Origin of the sequence: Pigmentiphaga aceris (assembly GCF_008119665.1) — a bacterium.
GTDB lineage: Bacteria > Pseudomonadota > Gammaproteobacteria > Burkholderiales > Burkholderiaceae_B > Pigmentiphaga > Pigmentiphaga aceris.
Map to the genome: position 1 here is coordinate 4,472,356 of NZ_CP043046.1, position 20,344 is coordinate 4,492,699.

Below are 20,344 nucleotides of genomic sequence, written 5' to 3' on the forward strand. Positions count from 1 at the left end.
TTCTGCTCTTATTTACCAGCAGCCACGGCAACCGTCTTGCTGCCCACGCCTGCCATCGGCACCATGTGCGGCGTAACCGAGTCACCGGGACGAACACGCTGCAGGCCGTTGACGACGATGCGATCGCCTTGCGCCAAGCCGCGATCGACCACACGCAAGCCTTCCTGCACGGCACCCAGGCGCACTTCGCGATACGCCGTCTTGTTGGCCTGATCGACCACCAGCACAAAGCGCTTGTCCTGGTCGGTACCCACGGCACGCTCGTCGATCAGCAAGGCATCACGCGCCGTGCCGCCACCCAGGCGGATACGGGCATACAAGCCGGGCAACAGCACGCCGTCGGCGTTGTCGAACACGGCATGCACGCGAATGGTTCCCGATGCCGCATCCAGACGGTTGTCGACCGAGCGGACCTTGCCTTCGCGCGGATAGCCTTCTTCATTGGCCAAGCCCAGGAATACCGATGCGCCACCCTTTTCACGCGTAGGGGCAACCACCTTCAGGTAGCTTTGCTCGTCCACATCGAAGGCGGCGTACATGCGCGACACCGACACCAGCGTGGCAAGCGGCGCAGTACCTGCGCCCGCGGCAACGATGTTGCCCAGCGTGATGTCGGCACGCGACACCAGGCCGTCCACCGGCGCGGTGATGCGCGTGTAACCCAGGTTCAGCTGCGCACCATTGAGTGCCGCCTGCGCAGCCAGCAAGTTGGCAGCGGCTTCGCGTGACGCGTTTTCCTTCTCGTCGAAATCGCGTCGTGCAATCGCGTTTTCGGCCAGCAGCCGCTTGCCACGGGCCAGGTCGCTGGCCGCGTACTCATTGCGTGCCGTCGCGGCAGACACCTGTGCGCGGGCGCGGTCGACTTCCACGGCATACGGACGCGGGTCGATCACGAACAGCGGATCGCCCTTCTTCACGCGGCCGCCCTCGCGCACATTCACGGTGGTGAGCGTGCCCGACACCAAGGGGCGGATCTCGACACGATCGACAGCTTCGAGTCGGCCGGAGTAAGTTTGCCAATCAACGATGTTGCGGCGTACCACTTCTGCAACATCGACGGTTGGCGGCGGAGGCGGTGCAGCGGGGGTGGATTGGGCCTCGGCGGTGTTCGCCCGGAATGCCGCAGTGCCCCCCGCGCCCAGCAGGATCAAGGCCACAGCGGCTGCCATCGCCAGGCGTTTGGTGTTAAGAGACATGTGAACCTCAATTCAAGAATGGGCGGAAGGACTTAACCTACTACTAGGTAGACAACTTCCGAGATGGCCGCATTCTCTAGGTTCTTCACACACGGATAAACCCCTATAATTTGGCAACACTATTCGCGCACAGCGAACAATCGCCAACATACCCGGCGCGGGACCCAAAACACCCGGGTTCGACACGCTGCACACCCTTCCAGGAGCTTCAGATGGACCGATTCCAGGCAATGCAGGTGTTCCGGCGTGTCGTCGAAGCCAACAGTTTTTCTTTGGCAGCCGAAAATCTGGGCCTGCCCCGTGCCACCGTCAGCACCACCATCCAGAATCTGGAAAAGCTGTTGCAGGTGCGATTGCTCAACCGCACCACGCGCCGCATCAGCCTGACGCCCGATGGCGCGTCGTACTACGAACGCTGCGTAAGCATCCTCAGCGAAATCGAAGAAACCGAGGCGTCGTTTCGTGACGTGACACGGGGACCGAAGGGCCGGCTGCGTCTGGACGTACCGCCATCGATCGGACGGCTGATCCTGATCCCGCGTTTGTGCGACTTCCACACCCGGTACCCAGACATCGAACTGGTGTTGGGCATGGCTGACCGCCCGGTCGACCTGGTGCAGGAAGGCGTGGACTGCGTGATCCGTATTGGTGACCTGAAAGACTCATCGATGGTGGCGCGCCGCATCGGCACGTTTGAATCGATCATCTGCGCGGCCCCCAGCTACCTGGCACGGGAAGGCGAACCGCAGACAATCGAAGACCTGACCAAACACCAGGCCGTGCAGTATTTTTCAAGCCGTACCGGCCGTGCCTACGACTGGGACTTCATCGTCGACGGCGTGCACACCGCCATGAAGCTGAAAGGCGTGATCTCCGTCAACGATGGCGACGCCTACCTTGCCTGCGGCCTGCAAGGCTTCGGCCTGATCCAGACGCCGCGTTTCATGGCCCTGAACCATCTGGCGTCGGGTGCGCTGCGTCAAGTGCTGCCCAACACCATCTCGGCCCCGATGCCGATATCCGTGGTCTATCCGCACAACCGCCACCTTTCATCCAAAGTGCGCGTCTTCGTTGACTGGGTCGCCGACCTGTTCAATGGCTGTCCGTTGCTTGGCACGGGCGTACCGGGTGCGACGCCGGAAAATCTCTGCGGTTTTGCTGGCGAGCCGAGCGACACCACCTACCGCACCGTCATCGAGCACCACAATCTGGCAGAAAGCGTTCTCTGATGTAAGACGCGAGGCAGGGTGAACGCGCTACCATCGGCGCTTCCCTTGCCCGACCCTGCGTCATGGCCACAGCTTCTGCGTCACCTGCCCCCTCCCCCGCCAACGTATCCGCATCCACCGCCGCGCCACCCAAGCCCGGCTGGCTGAAAGTCGCACCAGTCATCTTCCTGGTGTTCTGGTCCAATGGTTTTGTTGCCTCCAAATTCGGCCTGGCGCATGCAGAACCACTGACCTTCCTGACCTTGCGCTACGCCTGTGTGGTGGCGGTGCTGATCCTGGCCTTCGCCATCCTGCGACCACCGCTGCCCACCACACGACGGGCCTGGATGCACCTGATGGTGGTCGGCCTGCTGCTGCAAGCGGCCTACTTTGCCACCTCGTTCATTGCGCTCAGCCACGGCATGTCGGCCGGCGGTACGGCGCTGATTACGTCATTGCAGCCGATTCTGGTCGGCCTGTTCGCCCCGATGATCGCCAACGAGCGCGTCGGCGCGCGGCAATGGCTGGGTCTGGCAATGGGCGTAGGCGGATCGGCATTGGTGATCGCAGCCAAATCCAACGTTGACCTGGCATCACCGGTCGGCCTGAGCTTTGCCGTGGTGTCTCTGATAACCCTGACTGCCGGCACCTTGTGGGAAAAACGCTTCGGCTCCGACGCGCATCCGGTCAGCGCCAACCTGATCCAGTACGGCGTGGCCTTGCTGGCCACTGCCCCGCTCGCGTGGATGTTCGAAACCATGCATATCGACTGGGCCTGGCCGCTGATCGGCTCGCTGGCCTATCTGGTGATCTGCAATTCCCTGATCGCCATGACCTTGCTGCTGGGCATGTTGCGACACGGTGAGGCATCGCGTGTATCGGCCCTGTTCTTCCTGGTGCCGCCTGGGACTGCGATTTTCGCCTTCCTGTTATTGGGTGAACGCATTCCCACCCTGGCCTGGCCCGGCATGTTGCTGGCGGCAGCGGGGATCATGCTGGTAACCCGCAAAGGAAAACCTGCGCACGAAAAATGATGCTGCACATCCCCACCCTGCTGATCGTATCGATCTTCATCTTCAGCGCGATGGGGCTGCTGACTTTTCACGCCTGGAGTCGCGACACACGCGACCGTACCCTGGCCTACCTGGGTGCCATGATGCTGTTGGCTGCCCTGGGCGTGGTGCTGTTCAGCACAGGCAGCCCGGAAATCGACATGGCGCGGATCATCTTCGCCAACATCGTGCTGTTGCTGGGGGCAGCCATGGGCTGGACCGCCATGCGCGTATTTGCCGGACGCAAGCCCTGCGTTGCAGGCATCGTCGCTGGCCCCTTGCTGTGGCTGGCCCTGTGCGCCGTGCCGGCATTCCAGAACTCGGTAGACCTGCGCGTGTTCATCTATTCGCTGGCGGCCGTGGCGTACACCGGGGCCACCGCCGCCGAAATCTGGAACAGCCGTAAAACCTTGGGCGTTTCCTACTTTCCCGCCTTGATACTGACCTTGGTCCACACGATTTTTTACGCCCTGCGCAGTGTCAGTCAACAAGCCATGGATCTGGATCAGGTGCGGCTTGGCACCGGCCCGGGAGCCGTCTTCTTTTCGTTCATGCTCTTCGAATCCATGATGTACATCATCGGAATCGGCTACGTCACGCTGTCCATGGTCAAGGAACGCGCAGAACTCAGACTGAAAGCCGCCGCCTACAGCGACCCGCTGACAGAAATCGGCAACCGCCGTGCATTCATGCAGCACGGGCAGACGCTGCTGGACGACTGCAGGCACCGTGGCAGCCCGGCCGCGCTGCTGCTGTGCGATCTGGATCATTTCAAACGCCTGAATGACACCTTCGGCCACCCGATGGGTGACCAGGTACTGATTGCCTTCAGCAAAGTCGGGGCAGCCTCGACGCGCAAGCAGGACGTCCTGGCACGGATCGGCGGAGAAGAGTTCGCATGCCTGCTGGCCGACACCGACGCCGCGCGCGCAATCAACACGGCCGAGCAGATCAGACAGCGCTACGGAAAGCTGAACCTGTTCGAACTGGGGCAACTGAGCGTCAGCATTGGCGTGGCCACCACCGACGAGGCGGGTTACGAACTGGCCGGTTTGCTGTCGCTGGCGGATGAAGCGTTGTATGCAGCAAAGGGCAAAGGCAGGAACCGGGTGCAGATTGCATCCCGGCCCAGGCAAGATGACGCGCTCATTGCGGAAAACGCCGCCTGACGCGCGCCATCGCTGAAGACAATCAGCTCTTCAGACACGTCGACATGAACGTCTTGCGATCCTCCCCAGCCTTGCCTGCCGCATTGGTGTTGCAGACTTTCATCTTCTCTTGCTGACGAAGCTGCTTGTTCGACAGGCAGGTGCTCATGAAGGTCTTGCGCTCGTCGCCCTTCATGCCTTCGGCGTTTTTGTTGCAGGTGGCCATCAAGCCCTGCTGGGCCGATTGCGCGACGGTCTTGTCGGCAGCGTGCACCGGTGCCATGGCGGCACCCAAGACCAACAGACCGGAGATCAGGATTTTTTTCATGGTGCGCTCGCTAGGTAAACGCCGATGCTCGGCGCACTGACGATTCCACCAGTCGGCGCAGGTGGTGGCAAGCCCCTGAACACAATAAATTCGATGTGCGGAAAGCCGTGAAAAGGGCGAGCACAGGGTATTTCCCCGCCTCGCCCGGCGCAACACATCGTCTGGTTTACAACCCGGGCTATCTGGCCACAGGCCTTCAGCTCCTGTGTTTCAGCTCAACAAGAAATCACGCACCGCCTGATTGAAGCCATCGACCGCTTCCAGATTGGTCAGATGCGCACCCGACAGTTCCACGTAGCGCGCACCGGGAATGTGGTCGGCCAGGAACTTGCCGTCCGACGGCGGCGTCGGGATGTCGTGCGTGCCGGCGATCACCAGCGTGGGCGTGGTGATTTTGCCTAGTTGCGCGCGGAAGTCGGCGTCGCGCACGGCGATGCAGGCGCTGGCGTAGCCCTGGTCATTGTTGGCTTCGACCATGCTCAACAATTTCGCAGCTAGCGCGGGCGTGGCGGCGGCGTAGTCGGGGGTGATCCAGCGCGACACCACAGCCGAGGCGATGGAAGCAATGCCATCGGCCTTCACCTTGTCGGCACGCGTGGTCCAGTTTTCCGGCGGGCCGATGTAGGCGGCGGTATTGGCCAGCACCAGGCGCTTCAGGCGCGCGGGCTGGTTCAGCGCGATCCACTGGCCGGTCAGGCCGCCCATGGACACGCCCGCGAAGTGCGCTTGCAGGATGCCAAGCGCGTCCAGCAAGGCAACAGCATCCTGCCCCAACTGCGCAATCGAATACGGTCCTTGTGTGATGGTGCTTTGTCCGTGGCCGCGCGCGTCGTAACGCAGCACCTGGAAGTCTTGCGTCAGCGCAGCCAGTTGCGGTGCCCACATGTCCAGCGTGGCCCCCAGGGAGTTCGACAGCATCAACACGGGTTTACCGGCATCACCGTCCAGTTGGTAGTGGATGCGCAGATCGTTCAGGTCGGCAAATGCCATGGTTCTACCTTTCGTCAAAGAAACGACTTGCCGCCGATGTAGGCCTTACGCCAGCGCTTGATCTCGACGCGATCAAACAGACCAACGGCATGAAACGGATCGGCTTCGATCAGAGCCTGGGCGGCTTCGCGCGTGTCGACGTCGACCACATACAGGCCGCCACCTGCGTCTGTACCGTCGTCGTTCAACTTGGCACCGCAGGCCAGCAGCTTGTCCTTGATCTGGTCAAGGTAAACCAGGTGCTTGTCGCGATTGGCCTTGCGCACATCCAAGGTTCCGGGCTTGTCGAAAGTTTCGATGATGAAAGGCATGACGGTCCTCAGTTCAGGGCAATGGCAGAGGGATGCTGGGCCAGCGGCGTAACGGTAATCGCCATGTACGGATACAGTGGCAAGCCCATCAGCGTCTGGTGCAATTCATCGTTGCCCGCCACGTCGAACACGCTGTAGTTGGCGTATTGACCGGCCACGCGCCACAGGTGACGCCAGACGCCATCGGCTTGCAGCTTCTGCGAATAGGCCTTCTCTTCGGCCTTCAGGCGATCAGCCTGTTCGGGCGCGAGCGTGGCGGGAATGTTGACCTGCATATGCACGAGATAGAGCATTCGAAAGACTCCTGATATTCGATGGTGCGTCCCGACGATGCGCGCGGGACGCGATGTCTGATCAGATCAATTCAGATTACAGATGCGGCCAGACCAGCACGGCCACGGTGTAGATGATGCCAACCCAGATCATCATCACCACGGTGTAGCCCATGATGTCCTTGAGCTTCAGCTTGGACAAGGCCAGCGCCGGCAGAATCCAGAAGGGTTGCACCAGGTCGTTCCAGGCATTGCCCAGCATGACCGACATGGCAGTCTGCGACAGCGAGGCCTGCATGGCATTGGCCGCGTCGATCATGAACGGGCCTTGAATCACCCAGTGACCGCCGCCCGAGGGCGCGAAGAAGTTGATCAGGAAGGAGCTGATCAATCCCCAGAAAGGCAACGAGGCGGGCGAGGCAAAGTTCACGAACACGCCGGCGATGCTTTCGACCAGGCCGGAGGCAGCCATCACGGCCATGATGCCGGCGTAGAACGGGTACTGCAGGATGATGCCGCCGATGGTTTTCACCCCTTCGTTCAGCTTCTCCACATAGGCCACCGGCGTGCCCAGCAAGATGATGCCCAGGAACACGATGATGTAGTTGATCATGTTCAGGTCCAGCGAGCCGCCGGTCATGAAGTGGCGCACCGTGTAGACCACAGCCAGCGCACCGATCATGTAGCTGATGATGCGGCTGTTGTTCAGACGCGAGGCAAAGGTGTTCGCGTCGCCCAGCACGCTTTCTGTCTTGGGCTTGACCACTTCGGCGTCCAGGTTCGGATCGATCTCGATGACCGTCTCACCGGCCTTGGGGTGCAGCGATGCATTGAGCAGCGGCAAGGTGATCAACACCACCAGGCTGGTGATCAGCATGATCGGCGAGAAGATGGTCTCGGTCAGCGGGATGATGCCCATCTTCGACTCGAAGGCATGGCCCTTGGTCGAGATCAGCACCGGAATGGTGGCCGAGAAGCCCAGGCCATACATCGTGAAGCCGCTGAACGCCGACGCGATGATCAAGGGGTAATGCACGCCCTTGACCTTGCGCGCCAGCTTCTTGGCCACGATGCCGCCGATCACCAGGCCGAAACCCCAGTTCAGGTAGCTGCCGATGGCACCGACCAGCGTGGCGGTGATGATCGCGCCGCGCGGGGTGTGGATCAGGTCGGTGATGCGATCCAGGAAACGATCGACCAGCGGCGCGGTGGCCAGCACATAGCCCATGGCCAGGATCACTGCCATCTGCGTGGTGAAGGCCAGCAGGCTCCAGAACCCCTTGCCCCAATCACTGACGGTTTGTGCCGGCGCGCGGCCTTCGACGAGGATGGCAAGCATCATCGTCAACACGGTCAGCAGGATCGCGAAGACGAAGGGGTCCGGCAGATAGCGCCGCATCAGTTCGGTGAAGAAAGCCGTTATTTTTGTCATGCCAGTCTCTTGGTCGGGGTGCGGTGCGGCCTTGGGTGGGCCGCGTTTTGGTTTGCGTATCGGGTGTGGATGTGGGTGTTACGCAGGGGGCTTGCGTCGGGCTGCCACCAGTTGCATCAGCGCGCGGTCGCGCCAGGCAACGCGGACTTCCCATTGGTCCAGCGGCAACTGAGCACGGCGTTCGCCATCGACCTTGGCGACCAGATCGGACGTCCATGGGTCATGCTGGCCACGCTCGGCACCCATGCGTTCATAAGCGGGACCCATCTTCTGTGCGTGCGACGCGATGCCGCCACGGGTGTTCAGGTCCACCGTCTCAAACGGACCGATCAGGGACCAGCGCATGCCCAGCCCTTCGCGCACCACCGTGTCGATGTCGGCCACTGAAGCCACGCCGTCGCGAACCAGGCAATAGGCCTCACGCAGGATCGCGCCTTGCAGGCGGTTGAAGACAAAGCCTTCGACTTCCTTGCCCACGCGGATGGGCAACATGCCAGCGGCGGCGAACAAGGCTTGCGCGCGGTCTGCGGCAGCAGGGTCGGTAAACGGCGCGGGGACGATTTCAATAACGGGGATCAGGTACGGCGGGTTGCCGGGATGGGCAACCAGACAGCGGGCGCGGCCGGGCAGATCAGTGGCATAGCGCGAGGCGGGCAATGCCGACGACGCACTGGCCAGAATCGCATCGGGCGGGGTCAGGCGGTCGAGTTCTGTGAACAGGGCCTGCTTGATGTCGACACGTTCGGGCGCGCATTCGATGACTAGCGCCACGTCTTGTGCAGCGACGGACAGGTCGCCGGTGACCAGTAACCGGGCGACCAAGGCATCCGGCTTTTCTTCGAGCAAACCGGCTGCCGCCAAGTCGCTTGCGCGGGCATGCAAAGTGTCAGGTGCCTGGGCACGCATCTGCGCATCGGGGTCGTACAAACGCACTGGGTGACCGGCGCGTGTGAATACGATGGCGAAGGCCACGCCGATGCTGCCTGCGCCGACGATGGCGATGGGTTCAAGCATGGTTTCGTGCGCGGGTTGGCTCACGGGCTTGTTCGCGGATTCGGTAGCAGCCTGCACGCTCATACTCCCGCCACGCCAACCGTCATGCCGCCACACACATAAAGAATCTGCCCAGTGACAAAGCCACTGCGCGCATCCAGCAAATAAGACGCTGCGTGCGCAACGTCGTCGGGCGTACCCACCCGCTTGACCGGCACGGCATCGATGATGGCGCGGGTGCGCGGCGCATCGGGCGGGTTGGCGCGATCGAACAGCTCGGTGCGGATCGGGCCAGGGCCGATGGCGTTGGCGGTGATGCCATGCTGACCAAGCTCCAGTGCCCACACCCGCGCCATGCCGATCAAGCCGGCTTTGGTCGCGGAATACGCGGTACGCAATTCTTTGCCCAATGCCGCACGCGAAGACATATTGACGATGCGTCCGAAGCCAGCTTCCTGCATGCCTGGCAACACCGCCTGCATGCACTGCAAAGCGCAGCGCAGGTTCAATGACACAGCCAGGTCAAAGGATTCCAGCGACTGCTCACCTGCGGCAGCTGGCACCACGATGCCGACGTTGTTGACGAGGCGGGTGATGGGTCCACTATCAAGCGCCTGCAACAGTGCCTCTGCCGTCTGGTCCGGGTCAGACAAGTCAGCAACGATGCCCTCGCCCGATGCGGGCAGCACACGGTCGATCACAATGGGCTGGTAACCATCGGCAAGGCACCGCGCGGCAATGGCTGCACCGATGCCCGCTGCACCACCCGTGATCAATACGCGTTCAGGTGCCACGCGCGATGAAAGGCTGCTCATGATAGATTCCTGGGAATTTGGTAAGTCCCCGTCGCTGGATGACGGGTGTCAGTACGTGATTGGCATGCATGGTGTGCAGGCAGGGCCTCAGACCGTTCCGACTGGCATCAGCGGCGAGGCGATTGCGCCGGGCAGATCCAAGGGCGGGGCGGTCAGCAGGAAGTGCGATCTAACCTGCGCACGCAACCAGTTGGCCAATGGCGTTAACCGCCACAGTTCGCCCAGGTGCAGGCCTTGTTTGAACAGGCAGTGCTCATGCAGCGGCAAGGCCGCGCAGCACACCGGGCCAGGACGCGCCGGGAAACCTTCGACGGCGTAGTTGTCAGCGGCCAAGGCGGCAATCGGCGTGTCGGTGATCCACTGCAAGAGCTTCTCGTCACGACCATCGAGCACAGCACATGCGGTATGCAGGCGTTCTGCATCCGGCTGGCGTTGCATGCCCAGCACGATCTCGGCAAAACCGGTGTGCAGACACAGGATGTCGCCGCTTGCGATCTCGATGCGATCGGCCTCGATCACCCGCATCAGTTCGTCGTAGCCCACCAGCGTGCGGCCATCGCCGTAATGCGCGTGCAGGTCCACCATCACGCCACGGCTTTGCACACTCGTGCGGGCCATGTGCTCTATGCCCAGCGCCTTGGCTGCGGAAGTGCTGACGGCGGCATTGGCCTGCGCGGGCACATTCGTGTCGTCCAGACTGTCGGGGCCGACGATGTCTTCGCCCGCCCTGAAGCCGTTGTAGTAGACGGCTTCAGGCAAGCCATCGCCATTGGCGTCAAACATGGAGCCTGCGTGCGCCAAGCCATCCCACTGGGTGGAATACTGCAGATGCAGAATCGCCAGATCATCCGACAGCACATCGGTGCGGCCTGGGTCCAGCACGCCCAGCTGGCAATTGAAATTCACCATGCCGCGCCGTTGCAGCGGACGCAGCACGGGGGGTTTGCGATTGGGATTCAGACCGCTGCCACCGGGGTAATCAAGCGGCAAGCTGAGCGCAAAGGCCTTGCCTTCACGGACCTCGGCAGCTCCCCGCAACAAAGATGCAGGCGTCAGCAGATTCAAGCGGCCCAACTGATCGTCGGGACCAAAGTCGCCCCAGTTCGATCCTTCGGGGCGTTGTTTCCAGCGGGGGGTGCTCATGGAGATTCCTTGATGGTCGGCGCTCTGATGCCGACGTGCGGGTTGAGGGATGGCGGCGTGATGAAGAAGCGCTGCAGATACCGATCTAAATCGGCTTATCTGACGCTGCTTACTTAACGCCGACCATCTGAAGCGGCGTCACTACGCCTCACACCCGCTCGATGATCATTGCAATGCCCTGCCCCACGCCGATGCACATGGTGCACAGCGCATAGCGGCCATTGCCTTGTTCCAACTGACGCAGCGCGGTCATCGCCAGACGCGCACCGCTGGCACCCAGCGGATGACCCAGCGCAATCGCGCCGCCATCGCGATTCACATGCGGTGCATCGTCAGGCAGACCCAGCTCACGCAGCACCGCCAGCGATTGCGCGGCAAAGGCTTCGTTCAGCTCGATCACGTCCATCTGTTGCAGCGTCAATCCAGTGCGCGCCAGCAGCTTGCGCACGGCCGGCACCGGGCCAATGCCCATCACACGCGGCGCGACACCTGCCGCAACGGTGGCAACGATGCGGGCACGTGGCGTCAGGCCGTACTGCGCAATCGCCTTGTCGCCAGCCACCAGCAACGCGGCTGCGCCGTCATTGATGCCCGATGCGTTGCCTGCCGTCACCGACCCGTCTGGCCGCACCACGCCCTTCAACTTGGCCAATGCGTCCAGCGTGGTGTCGGCGCGCAGGTGTTCATCGCTGTCCACCAGCAGCGGATCACCCTTCTTGCGGGGAATGCTGACGACAGCAATCTCGTCACCCAGACGGCCTGCGGCTTGGGCGGCGGCAGCGCGCTGCTGGCTGCGCAGCGCAAACGCGTCCTGGTCGGCGCGGCTGATGCCGTAGTCATCGGCCACGTTCTCGGCGGTCTGCGGCATGGTGTCCACGCCATACGCGGCTTTCATTGCCGGGTTGACGAAGCGCCAGCCCATGGTGGTGTCCTGCATGCTCAGGTCGCGGCCGAAGGCGCTGGCCGACTTGCCCACCACGAAAGGCGCGCGCGTCATGCTTTCCACGCCGCCTGCAATCATCAAGTCGGCCTCGCCTGCCTTGATGGCGCGGGCAGCTGCACCCAGCGCATCCAGGCCCGATCCGCACAGGCGATTGACGGTGACACCCGGCACCTCGATCGGCAAACCCGCCAGCAAGGCAGCCATGCGGGCCACGTTGCGGTTGTCCTCGCCCGCCTGATTGGCGCACCCCAGAATCACGTCGTCCAGCAAAGACCAGTCGATCGAGGGATTGCGCGCCATCAAGGCCTTGATCGGTGCAGCGGCCAGATCGTCGGCACGCACCGTGGCCAGGCTGCCACCGTAGCGGCCGAAAGGCGTACGGATCGCATCACAGATGAAGGCATCGCTCATGGGGGATCTCTATATATATGTGGAGGAAATGCGGGGCGAAGGACAGCGGGGGCATGCAGGCAAGGTGGCGCGGCGTTGCGCGATGGGGGGAGCACAACCGGTATGTGCGAAACATCCCCGTATGCGTGCCGCTAGAAACCGCCTACGCCCGCGCGTCCACCAGCGGCACCGGCGTCAAGGCACGCAATGCATCGATGTCCATGCCCTCAACCAGATCAATCACACGGGCTTCGCCGCCAGCCAGATCGATCACGGCCAGGTCGGTATAGATGCGGCTGACGCAACCGATCCCCGTCAGCGGATACGTGCATGCGGGGACCAGCTTGGCCTCGCCCTGGCGGGTCAGGAACTCCATCATCACGAAGGTCTTCTTCGCGCCGATAGCCAAGTCCATCGCACCACCCACGGCCGGAATGGCGTCAGGTGCGCCGGTATGCCAATTGGCCAGATCACCGTTCACGCTGACCTGGAAAGCCCCCAGCACACACACGTCCAGGTGGCCGCCGCGCATCATCGCGAAGCTGTCGGCGTGGTGGAAAAACGCACCGCCGTCCAGCAAGGTCACGGGCTGCTTGCCCGCGTTGATCAGGTCGTAGTCTTCCTGGCCGGCCTCGGGTGCCGGGCCCATGCCGATCACACCGTTTTCGCTGTGCAGAATCACTTCGCGTTCAGCCGGCAGATGGTTGGACACCAGTGTGGGCAAGCCGATGCCCAGGTTCACCACCATGCCTTCGTCGATGTCGCAGGCGACACGCGCGGCCATCTGGTCTCGGGTCCACTTGTTTGCGGGGTTTGTCATGTTTGATTCTTTTCAAGACGAGCCAGACGGCTCAGGCGACGCGGCGGGAAGTGACAGGCACCTGCACCACGCGCTGCACGTAGAGGCCTGGCGTGACCACGATTTCCGGGTCGATGTCGCCCAATTCCACGACTTCGTGTACGGCGGCAATCGTCAGCTTGGCGGCGGTGGCCATGATCGGACCGAAGTTGCGCGCGGTCTTGCGGTAGGTCAGGTTGCCCCAGCGGTCACCGCGCTCGGCCTGGATCAGCGCCACGTCGCCCGCAATCGGGTACTCCAGCACGTAGTGCTTGCCGTTGATCTCGCGGGTTTCACGGCCCTTGGCAAGCTCGGTGCCGTAGCCTGTCGGCGAGAAGAACGCACCAATACCGGCACCCGCGGCGCGAATGCGCTCGGCCAGGTTGCCTTGTGGCACCAGTTCCAGTTCCAGCTTGCCCGAGCGATACAGCGCATCGAAGATCTGCGAATCGGCCTGACGCGGGAACGAGCAGATGATCTTGCGCACCCGACCGGCGGCCAACAGCGCGGCCAGGCCGGTTTCGCCGTTGCCGGCGTTGTTGTTGACCACCACCAGGTCACGTGCGCCCTGGGCGATCAGGCCATCGATAAGTGCATTGGGCTGGCCCGCAGTGCCGAAGCCGCCGATGAGCACCGTTGCGCCATCCTGAATGCCACTGAGCGCCGCCTCGACGGAAGGAGATATTTTGTTGATCATGTGCGCCTGCCGAACAAAAGAAGAAACGGCCTGGCCGTTTGGCTGAAAGAATCGTTTCGAAGCATGAATCGACGCGTTCTGCTGAATACCCACTGAATATGTTCTATATACGAACATAAGTTCTAATTACGAACGAAACGAATGCTATCGAAACTGCTCAAACCGCTCTACAGGGGTAAACACTAATGTCGTCCATCGAAAGCGAAACGCCGTCTGCGCCCGCCCCCGGCGACAGCTACGTGCAATCTTTTGCGCGCGGGCTGGCGGTAATCCGAAGCTTCAACGCGGATAACCCCGCGCAGACCATCAGCGAAGTTGCCGAAGCCACGGCGCTTACCCGCGCCGGCGCGCGCCGCATCCTGCACACGCTGCAAGGGCTGGGTTATGTGGAAGTCGACGGCCGGCAATTCCGACTGACGGCGAAGGTGCTGGACCTGGGCTTTGCCTACCTGACCTCGTTGCCGTTGTGGAACTTGGCCGAGCCCTTCATGGAAGACTTCGTGCAGGCCGTGCAGGAATCCAGCTCGGCTGCGGTGCTGGAAGGCACGGAAATCGTCTACGTGCTGCGTGTGCCCACGCACAAGATCATGAGCATCAGCCTGGGCGTCGGCAGCCGCCTGCCGGCTTATTGCACATCAATGGGGCGAGTGCTGTTGAGCGGTCTGTCAGACGAAGATCTGGATGCGCGGCTGGCAGCCAGCAAGCTGATTGCGCATACGCCGGGCACCACCACAGACGTGGCCGTGTTGCGTGAAAAGATCGACACGGTGCGCCGACAAGGCTGGGCCTTGGTGGAAGAGGAACTGGAGACCGGCCTGATTTCCTTGGCCGCGCCTATCCGCGACCGGCGTCGGGGCGTGTTTGCCGCGATCAACGTCAGCGGGCACAGTAGCCGAACGTCGGCGGCGGTGATGATGGAAACGTTCTTGCCGAAGTTGTTGGCGACGGCGGAAGACATCAGCAGCCGGATCGGGCGGACGCGGGGATAAGAAAGCTAGGTATCGGTTCGGGGGGTCTTAGGAAAGCAGCCATCCAGGGCTACACCCTGTCCACAAGAATACTCAACAACACTCATAGATGTTTCTTTGATCTAATTAAAAGAACATCTATGAACAAGCCCTGCGTTTATCCAACGATAGAGAAGCTTGTGCGGAAACGTCATAGATTTTCTTTTACGTGAATTAAAAAGATATCTATGATTGGTCCATGCCCAGAACACTTCGTCAATCAGACGCTGTCGCCACCCAAATCGCCGAACGACTACGCGAGTGGGGTGCCTGCATTCGCACCCAGCGTGTAGCTCAACACATCCGCGCATCCGACCTGTGCGCACGCATGGAAATCTCGCTACCGACCTTGCGCCGAATCGAACAAGGTGATCCAGGCGCAAGCGCGGCGAGCTATCTGAACGCCCTGCTCATCCTGGGTGTCTTCAACGTCGCTGCGCCGTCCTTGCCAGCCGAATACAGCGCCGGCTCACCCTCCGCGCGTGTGCCTGGGGGCATCGAGGAGGACGACTATTTCTAGGTCTCAGTTTGTCTACCTGCAGCGCCCGGATACCGGCGTCTGGGTAACGGTTGGCCGCTATACCCTGAACGACGATGCCAGCAGCGGCAGCTTCGTCTACGCGCCAAGCTATCTTGAGTCAGACTCGCCCTGGGCCATCGACCCAGTCAACTTGCCCTTGCTGTCGGGCATTCGGCAACCCGCACCACGCTACCGTGGTCTGCACGATGTGCTACGTGACGCCGGACCTGACTCATGGGGACAGTTGCTGCTGCAGCGCGTGCATGGTCTCGGCGACGACACGCACATCTTTGACTACCTGCGTCTGGCGGGAAACGGCGATCGTTGGGGCGCACTGGCATTGGGTCCAGGCCGTACGCCGCCATCGATCCAGCTGAAAAGCCCCACCCTGCCGCAACTGCCATTGCTGGCCCAGGAGCTTCAGGCCATTCACGAACGCCGCCCCGCCGAAGACATGCGCGTGAGGCGCATGTTGATGACCACAACCAGCCTGGGCGGCGCACGCCCCAAGGGCACGCTGCGCGATGGAGACGCCTATTGGCTGGTCAAGCCACTGCTGCAGACTGATGTCGTCGACATTCCGCAGCTCGAACACGCAGCCATGAGCTGGGGCACAGCCCTTGGCATACGCATGGCCCTGACCGTGCACCACCAGATCGACGAGGGATTGAGCGTGTTGCGCATCCGTCGCTTTGATCGCGAGGGGGAGCAGCGTCACATGGCGATCAGCGGCGCATCGTTGCTGGCTGTCGAATATCCCGGCGGCCTGCGCGACGGATTCAGTTATCCGCGCCTTGCCGAAGAACTACGCCGCATTGGCACGCCCGTTGAAGATCGCCACGAATTGTTTGACCGCATGGTGTTCAACGCGTTGGCAGGCAACGACGATGATCACCCTCGCAACCATGCGGCAGTCTGGCAGCAGGACGAAGGCCGCTGGCGCTTGTCGCCGGCCTTCGACGTGGTGCCGAATCCAGAGTTGGTACCAACCGCTTTGTCGATGCAGTTGTCGAAGGGCCACTTCGACATTTCGCGTGATTCGGTGCTGGCCGATGCAGTGCGTTTTGGGTTCACCGACACGGCCTCAGCTGCAGCACGGTTGGATGCGATTATCGAGAAAGCAGGCGACACTTTGCCGTCTATCGAGGACAACTTGCCCGCTTCCTTATCAACCCTGATGCGAGAGCGATTCGAGGCAACCCGCGCGGCACTGAAAGCTTGAACGCACGGCCCTTACCTACCCGTCAAAAACCCCACCACCGACGCATTGAAAGCATCGGGTTTTCCACATTCGACAAGTGCGCAGTCTCCAATTCCAGGTAACGCGCCCCCGGAATCGACTCTGCCAGAAAACGTGTGCTGGCGGGCGGCGATGACAGGTCGTAGGTGCCGCCAATCGCCAGCGTGGGGGCCTCGATGCCAGCGATGTGCCCACGCAAGTCGGCGTCGCGCACCGCAGCGCAGCATCCCGCGTAAGCCTCGTCGTCGGTAGCCATGACCATGGTCCGAATCTTCGTTGCGATGGCTGGATTGGCCGCAGCAAAGTCAGCGGTCAGCCAACGGCTCATTACGCCATCGACAATCGCTTTCACACCCTCATCCAGGACCTTTTCCATGCGCGCATTCCAGGTATCGGGCGACCCGAACTCGGCTGCGGTGTTGGCCAATACCAGCCGATCGATCAGCTCGGGGTGATGCAAGGCGACCCACTGCCCGGTCAGCCCGCCCATCGAAATACCCAGGTAATGCGTGCGCGCAATGCCAAGATGCGTCAGCAAGGCCACGACATCTCCGCCCAGTTGCTCAAGCGTGTACGGCCCGGGTGGCACGGATGACTGGCCATGACCACGCGTGTCGTAGCGCAGCACGTGGAAGTGCTCGGTCAGGGCGGGCATCTGGGCGTCCCACAGTTCAATCGAGGCACCCAGCGAATGCGACAGCAGCAAAGGGGGGAGCGCGGCGTCACCGTCTTGTCGGTAGTGCAGACTGATGCCGTTCACGTCGACAAATGGCAAGGTGCACTCCCCTGTTTACCCAAGCTTGTTCAGAAGCCCAGCGTATGCGGCAACCAGGTGGAAATCGCCGGGATGAAGGTCAGCATCATCAGCACGATGGCGTGCGCCACCAGGAACGGCGGCAGCTCGCGGGTCAGCGCAGACAGCGGCACCTTGGTGGCAACTGAAGTCACGAACAACAAGCCACCCACTGGCGGGGTAATCATCCCCAACGTCAGATTCACGATCACCACCATCGCAAAGTGAATCGGATCGATACCCAGCGCAGCGGAAATCGGCGCAAGAATCGGCACCAGAATCATCACACCGGGCAGCGGTTCCATGAAGATGCCGAACAGCAGCAGGAAGATGTTCACCGCAATCAGGAAGGCGATCGGCGACAGGTCCCAGCTGATGATCAGATTCGCCAGTTGCTGCGGCAAGCCGTTGATCGTCAGCACCCACGCAAAGGCACCCGATGCCGCCACCACGAACAGCACCGACGCCGTCAGGAAGGCCGACCGCGCAATGATGCTCGGCAGTGCCGACCACTCCAATGTGCGATATACGAACTTCCCGCAGATCAGCGCGTAGAACACCGCCACCACCGATGCCTCGGTAGGCGTAAAGATGCCGAAGCGGATACCGACCAGAATCAGCACCACCAACATCAGCGCAGGGATTGCCTTGAAGCTGTTGACCAGAATTTCTCGCATGGTGGGGCGAGGTTCGCGCGAGCGGTAGTCGCGCTTGACGCAGACGCGCCAGTTGACGATGGCCATCGCCACGGCAATCAGAATGCCCGGCGCAAAGCCAGCGATGAATAAACCGCCGACCGACACGCTTTCGTCCTGCAACGCATAGATGATCATGATGATCGACGGCGGGATGATCGGTCCCACGATAGCGGTGCTGGCGGTCAGCGCGGCCGCGTAAGCACGCGAATAGCCGGCCTTGTCCATCATCTTGACCATCATGGAGCCCGGACCGGCGGCGTCGGCCAGAGCGGACCCCGAAATGCCGGAGAACAAGGTCAGCGACAAAATGTTCGCATGACCCAGCCCGCCGCGCAGGTGGCCGACAAATTGCGACGCGAAGCGCAGCAGCACCAGCGTCAGCGCGCCGCCCGACATGATTTCTGCGGCCAGGATAAAGAAGGGCACGGCCATCAGCGGGAAGCTGTCGATGCCGGTGAACATTTCCTTGAAGACGATGGCCTGCGGGTACTTGCCGCCGACGAATACAGACAGCGCGGCAGCCATGCCGAGCGAGAAAGCGATCGGCATGCCGATGGCCATCAGCACAACGGCTGCAATGAATAGCGTAGTGATCATGGTCGTGTGTCCTGCGTGCTTACAGCGAGGCAGCCGATTCGGCGTCCATTTCGGGGGAGTCCATGTAGCGGCCTTCCAGCACGTAACGGCGCACGACGAACAACAGATGGATGAAGGTCAGGAAGAAGCCGACCGGCAGCGCGGCGTAAATCCACGCAAAGGAAATGTCAGTGGTTGACGTGGTCTGGAAACGCATGAACCACGTGTAGTTCATGGAAGCCACCGTCATCACCAGGCAGAACGCGCCAATCAGAAACGCAACGATGCCACGCAGCACTTGCGCGCCCTTGTTGCCCACGGCGTGGTGCAGGCTGTCGATGGCCACGTGGCCGCCGTAGCGCAACACCAGGCCTGCGCCCAGGAAGGTGCCCCAGATCATCAGGTGACGCGCAACCTCTTCAGCCCAGATGATGGAGTCATCGGTGGCGTAACGCAGCACGACGTTAGCGAACACGATGCAGGCCATCGCAATCAACATCACGATAAGCAGCCAGCGGTTGGCCGCGACAAGGCCATTTTCGATTCGATCAAGCATGGAATTACCTGGAAAAGACGCGCAGCAGACATAGATGCCACTGGCAGATCGGAAAATGCAATGCTTAACGAACACCGCCCGCATCGGGCGGGCGGTGTCGTCTTCAACGTCTGGTTGTCAACACGCAGCCAGTAAAAGCAGAGCGATCACTTCTCGGCAGCGATCTTGTCCAGCAGGTCCTTGCCGTACTTGGACGCGTATTGCTTGTAGGCCGGGTCGAGTGCCTTTTGGAACGGGCTCTTGTCCGACAGCACTACCACTTGCATGCCATTCGTCTTCAGTTCGTCGACCGCTTTCTTGTCGAGGTCTTCGACATACTTGCGGGTAGCGGCGGCAGCAGCCTTGGCACCGTCACGAACGGCCACTTGCTGTTCCGGGGTCAGGCCGTTCCAGAACGCGGGTGACACCAGGATGGCAACCGGCGAATACACGTGGCCGGTCAGCGTCAGGTGCTTTTGCACCTGATACAGCTTGGACGACACGATCACCGACAGCGGATTTTCCTGGCCGTCGATAGTGCCCTGTTGCAAGGCACCGGTCACTTCCGGCCAAGACATGGGCGTGGGCGACGCACCGAAGGTGCGGAACGCGGTGATGTGCACCGGATTTTCCATGGTACGCAGCTTCAGGCCCTTCAGATCTTCCGGCTTTTCGACCGCACGCTTGTTGTTGGTGACGTGGCGGAAGCCCTGCTCGCCCCAGGCCAACGCAATCAGGCCACGCCCCTTGAACTTGTCCAGCAGGCCTTGGCCGATCGGACCGTCAAGCACGTGACGCGCGTGCGCGGAATCGCGGAACAGGAAGGGAATGTCCATCGCGCCCACCTCGGGCACGAAGTTGCTCAGGGGGCCCGAGGACACGATGGCGGCCTCGACCGTGCCAAGTTGCAGGCTTTCAACCAGTTCGCGTTCGCCACCCAGTGCGCTGGACGGGAACTGACGGAACTTCAGCGTGCCCTTGCTTTCTTTTTCAGTGGTTTCGGCCCAGGCGTTTGCGCCGGCACCGTAATGCGAGGCGATCGGCAGCGCGTAACCCAGCTTGACTTCCTTGGCCTGGGCAAAGGCCATCGAGCAGGTGAGCGCAAGCGCCGTGGCTGCCATGGCCTTGAACGCGGTGTGGCTGAAATTACCCATGAGATCTCCGGATGGTGCGTGTTTTTTTATGCATGCGGGATGTCCGCGCGGTCTTTTTCACAACA

The 20,344-nt window shown here is 61.7% G+C and carries 22 protein-coding genes; 6 read left to right on the top strand and 16 right to left on the bottom strand.

The features are described from left to right. Positions 1 to 8 precede the first annotated feature (8 nt). Positions 9 to 1,196 (bottom strand): efflux RND transporter periplasmic adaptor subunit, encoded by a 1,188-nt coding sequence (locus FXN63_RS19385; RefSeq protein WP_148816805.1) that lies wholly within the window; start codon positions 1,194 to 1,196, stop codon positions 9 to 11. 212 nt (positions 1,197 to 1,408) lie between these two features. On the opposite strand from FXN63_RS19385, the gene FXN63_RS19390 reads away from it, so the two are divergent. From FXN63_RS19390 to FXN63_RS19400, 3 genes are all read left to right on the top strand, one after another. Continuing rightward, entirely contained in the window at positions 1,409 to 2,425 is a 1,017-nt protein-coding gene (locus tag FXN63_RS19390) for a LysR family transcriptional regulator (RefSeq protein ID WP_148816806.1), read from the top strand. A 62-nt stretch (positions 2,426 to 2,487) separates the two neighbouring features. Continuing rightward, entirely contained in the window at positions 2,488 to 3,438 is a 951-nt protein-coding gene (locus FXN63_RS19395; protein WP_148816807.1) for a DMT family transporter, read from the top strand. Next, a complete protein-coding gene (locus FXN63_RS19400; RefSeq protein ID WP_148816808.1) occupies positions 3,435 to 4,625 on the top strand; it encodes a GGDEF domain-containing protein in 1,191 nt (396 codons plus the stop codon). The genes FXN63_RS19395 and FXN63_RS19400 overlap by 4 nt, the downstream gene beginning before the upstream one ends. Before the next feature lie 22 nt (positions 4,626 to 4,647). Here the strand turns inward: FXN63_RS19400 and FXN63_RS19405 are convergent, their stop codons facing one another. From FXN63_RS19405 to FXN63_RS19455, 11 genes are all read right to left on the bottom strand, one after another. Next, positions 4,648 to 4,932, bottom strand: a complete 285-nt coding sequence (locus FXN63_RS19405; RefSeq protein WP_148816809.1) for a PsiF family protein — start codon at positions 4,930 to 4,932, stop codon at positions 4,648 to 4,650. 210 nt (positions 4,933 to 5,142) lie between these two features. After that, positions 5,143 to 5,922, bottom strand: coding sequence for a 3-oxoadipate enol-lactonase (gene pcaD / locus FXN63_RS19410; protein WP_148816810.1), 780 nt, complete (start codon positions 5,920 to 5,922; stop codon positions 5,143 to 5,145). A 14-nt stretch (positions 5,923 to 5,936) separates the two neighbouring features. After that, a complete protein-coding gene (locus tag FXN63_RS19415; protein ID WP_148816811.1) occupies positions 5,937 to 6,233 on the bottom strand; it encodes a YciI family protein in 297 nt (98 codons plus the stop codon). Between the two features lie 8 nt (positions 6,234 to 6,241). Beyond that, entirely contained in the window at positions 6,242 to 6,526 is a 285-nt protein-coding gene (catC, locus tag FXN63_RS19420) for a muconolactone Delta-isomerase (protein WP_148816812.1), read from the bottom strand. 76 nt (positions 6,527 to 6,602) lie between these two features. Continuing rightward, complete coding sequence (locus tag FXN63_RS19425) at positions 6,603 to 7,937, bottom strand: short-chain fatty acid transporter (RefSeq protein WP_148816813.1); 1,335 nt, start codon at positions 7,935 to 7,937, stop codon at positions 6,603 to 6,605. A gap of 78 nt (positions 7,938 to 8,015) precedes the next feature. Then, complete coding sequence (locus FXN63_RS19430) at positions 8,016 to 8,975, bottom strand: 3-hydroxyacyl-CoA dehydrogenase (RefSeq protein WP_246164901.1); 960 nt, start codon at positions 8,973 to 8,975, stop codon at positions 8,016 to 8,018. A 35-nt stretch (positions 8,976 to 9,010) separates the two neighbouring features. Further along, positions 9,011 to 9,745 (bottom strand): SDR family oxidoreductase, encoded by a 735-nt coding sequence (locus tag FXN63_RS19435; protein WP_148816814.1) that lies wholly within the window; start codon positions 9,743 to 9,745, stop codon positions 9,011 to 9,013. A gap of 87 nt (positions 9,746 to 9,832) precedes the next feature. Then, positions 9,833 to 10,888: a cyclase family protein gene (locus tag FXN63_RS19440; protein WP_148816815.1), complete on the bottom strand. Its 1,056-nt coding sequence runs from the start codon at positions 10,886 to 10,888 to the stop codon at positions 9,833 to 9,835. Positions 10,889 to 11,036: 148 nt separating this feature from the next. Beyond that, positions 11,037 to 12,242, bottom strand: a complete 1,206-nt coding sequence (gene pcaF / locus FXN63_RS19445) for a 3-oxoadipyl-CoA thiolase (protein WP_148816816.1) — start codon at positions 12,240 to 12,242, stop codon at positions 11,037 to 11,039. A 142-nt stretch (positions 12,243 to 12,384) separates the two neighbouring features. After that, positions 12,385 to 13,041, bottom strand: a complete 657-nt coding sequence (locus FXN63_RS19450; RefSeq protein WP_148816817.1) for a 3-oxoacid CoA-transferase subunit B — start codon at positions 13,039 to 13,041, stop codon at positions 12,385 to 12,387. Positions 13,042 to 13,072: 31 nt separating this feature from the next. Beyond that, complete coding sequence (locus FXN63_RS19455) at positions 13,073 to 13,756, bottom strand: 3-oxoacid CoA-transferase subunit A (RefSeq protein ID WP_148816818.1); 684 nt, start codon at positions 13,754 to 13,756, stop codon at positions 13,073 to 13,075. Positions 13,757 to 13,941: 185 nt separating this feature from the next. Between FXN63_RS19455 and FXN63_RS19460 the strand changes: the two genes are divergently transcribed. The 3 genes from FXN63_RS19460 to FXN63_RS19470 all read left to right on the top strand — a co-directional run bounded on the left by FXN63_RS19460 (position 13,942) and on the right by FXN63_RS19470 (position 16,505). Continuing rightward, positions 13,942 to 14,745 (top strand): IclR family transcriptional regulator domain-containing protein, encoded by an 804-nt coding sequence (locus FXN63_RS19460; protein ID WP_148816819.1) that lies wholly within the window; start codon positions 13,942 to 13,944, stop codon positions 14,743 to 14,745. Positions 14,746 to 14,962: 217 nt separating this feature from the next. Further along, positions 14,963 to 15,283: a helix-turn-helix domain-containing protein gene (locus FXN63_RS19465; RefSeq protein WP_148816820.1), complete on the top strand. Its 321-nt coding sequence runs from the start codon at positions 14,963 to 14,965 to the stop codon at positions 15,281 to 15,283. Continuing rightward, the gene (locus FXN63_RS19470) at positions 15,246 to 16,505 is read left to right on the top strand and encodes a type II toxin-antitoxin system HipA family toxin (protein WP_246164902.1); all 1,260 of its coding nucleotides are present in this window, start codon (positions 15,246 to 15,248) and stop codon (positions 16,503 to 16,505) included. Before FXN63_RS19465 ends, FXN63_RS19470 begins: the two co-directional genes overlap by 38 nt. 22 nt (positions 16,506 to 16,527) lie before the next feature. Here the strand turns inward: FXN63_RS19470 and pcaD (FXN63_RS19475) are convergent, their stop codons facing one another. From pcaD (FXN63_RS19475) to FXN63_RS19490, 4 genes are all read right to left on the bottom strand, one after another. Next, positions 16,528 to 17,298 carry a 3-oxoadipate enol-lactonase gene (gene pcaD / locus FXN63_RS19475; RefSeq protein ID WP_342791192.1) on the bottom strand — a complete coding sequence of 257 codons (771 nt, stop codon included), beginning with the start codon at positions 17,296 to 17,298 and terminating at the stop codon, positions 16,528 to 16,530. A 29-nt stretch (positions 17,299 to 17,327) separates the two neighbouring features. Further along, positions 17,328 to 18,611 (bottom strand): TRAP transporter large permease, encoded by a 1,284-nt coding sequence (locus FXN63_RS19480; RefSeq protein WP_148816821.1) that lies wholly within the window; start codon positions 18,609 to 18,611, stop codon positions 17,328 to 17,330. Positions 18,612 to 18,630: 19 nt separating this feature from the next. Then, positions 18,631 to 19,146, bottom strand: coding sequence for a TRAP transporter small permease (locus tag FXN63_RS19485; protein ID WP_148816822.1), 516 nt, complete (start codon positions 19,144 to 19,146; stop codon positions 18,631 to 18,633). A gap of 146 nt (positions 19,147 to 19,292) precedes the next feature. Further along, entirely contained in the window at positions 19,293 to 20,279 is a 987-nt protein-coding gene (locus FXN63_RS19490; protein WP_148816823.1) for a TRAP transporter substrate-binding protein, read from the bottom strand. Positions 20,280 to 20,344 lie beyond the last annotated feature (65 nt).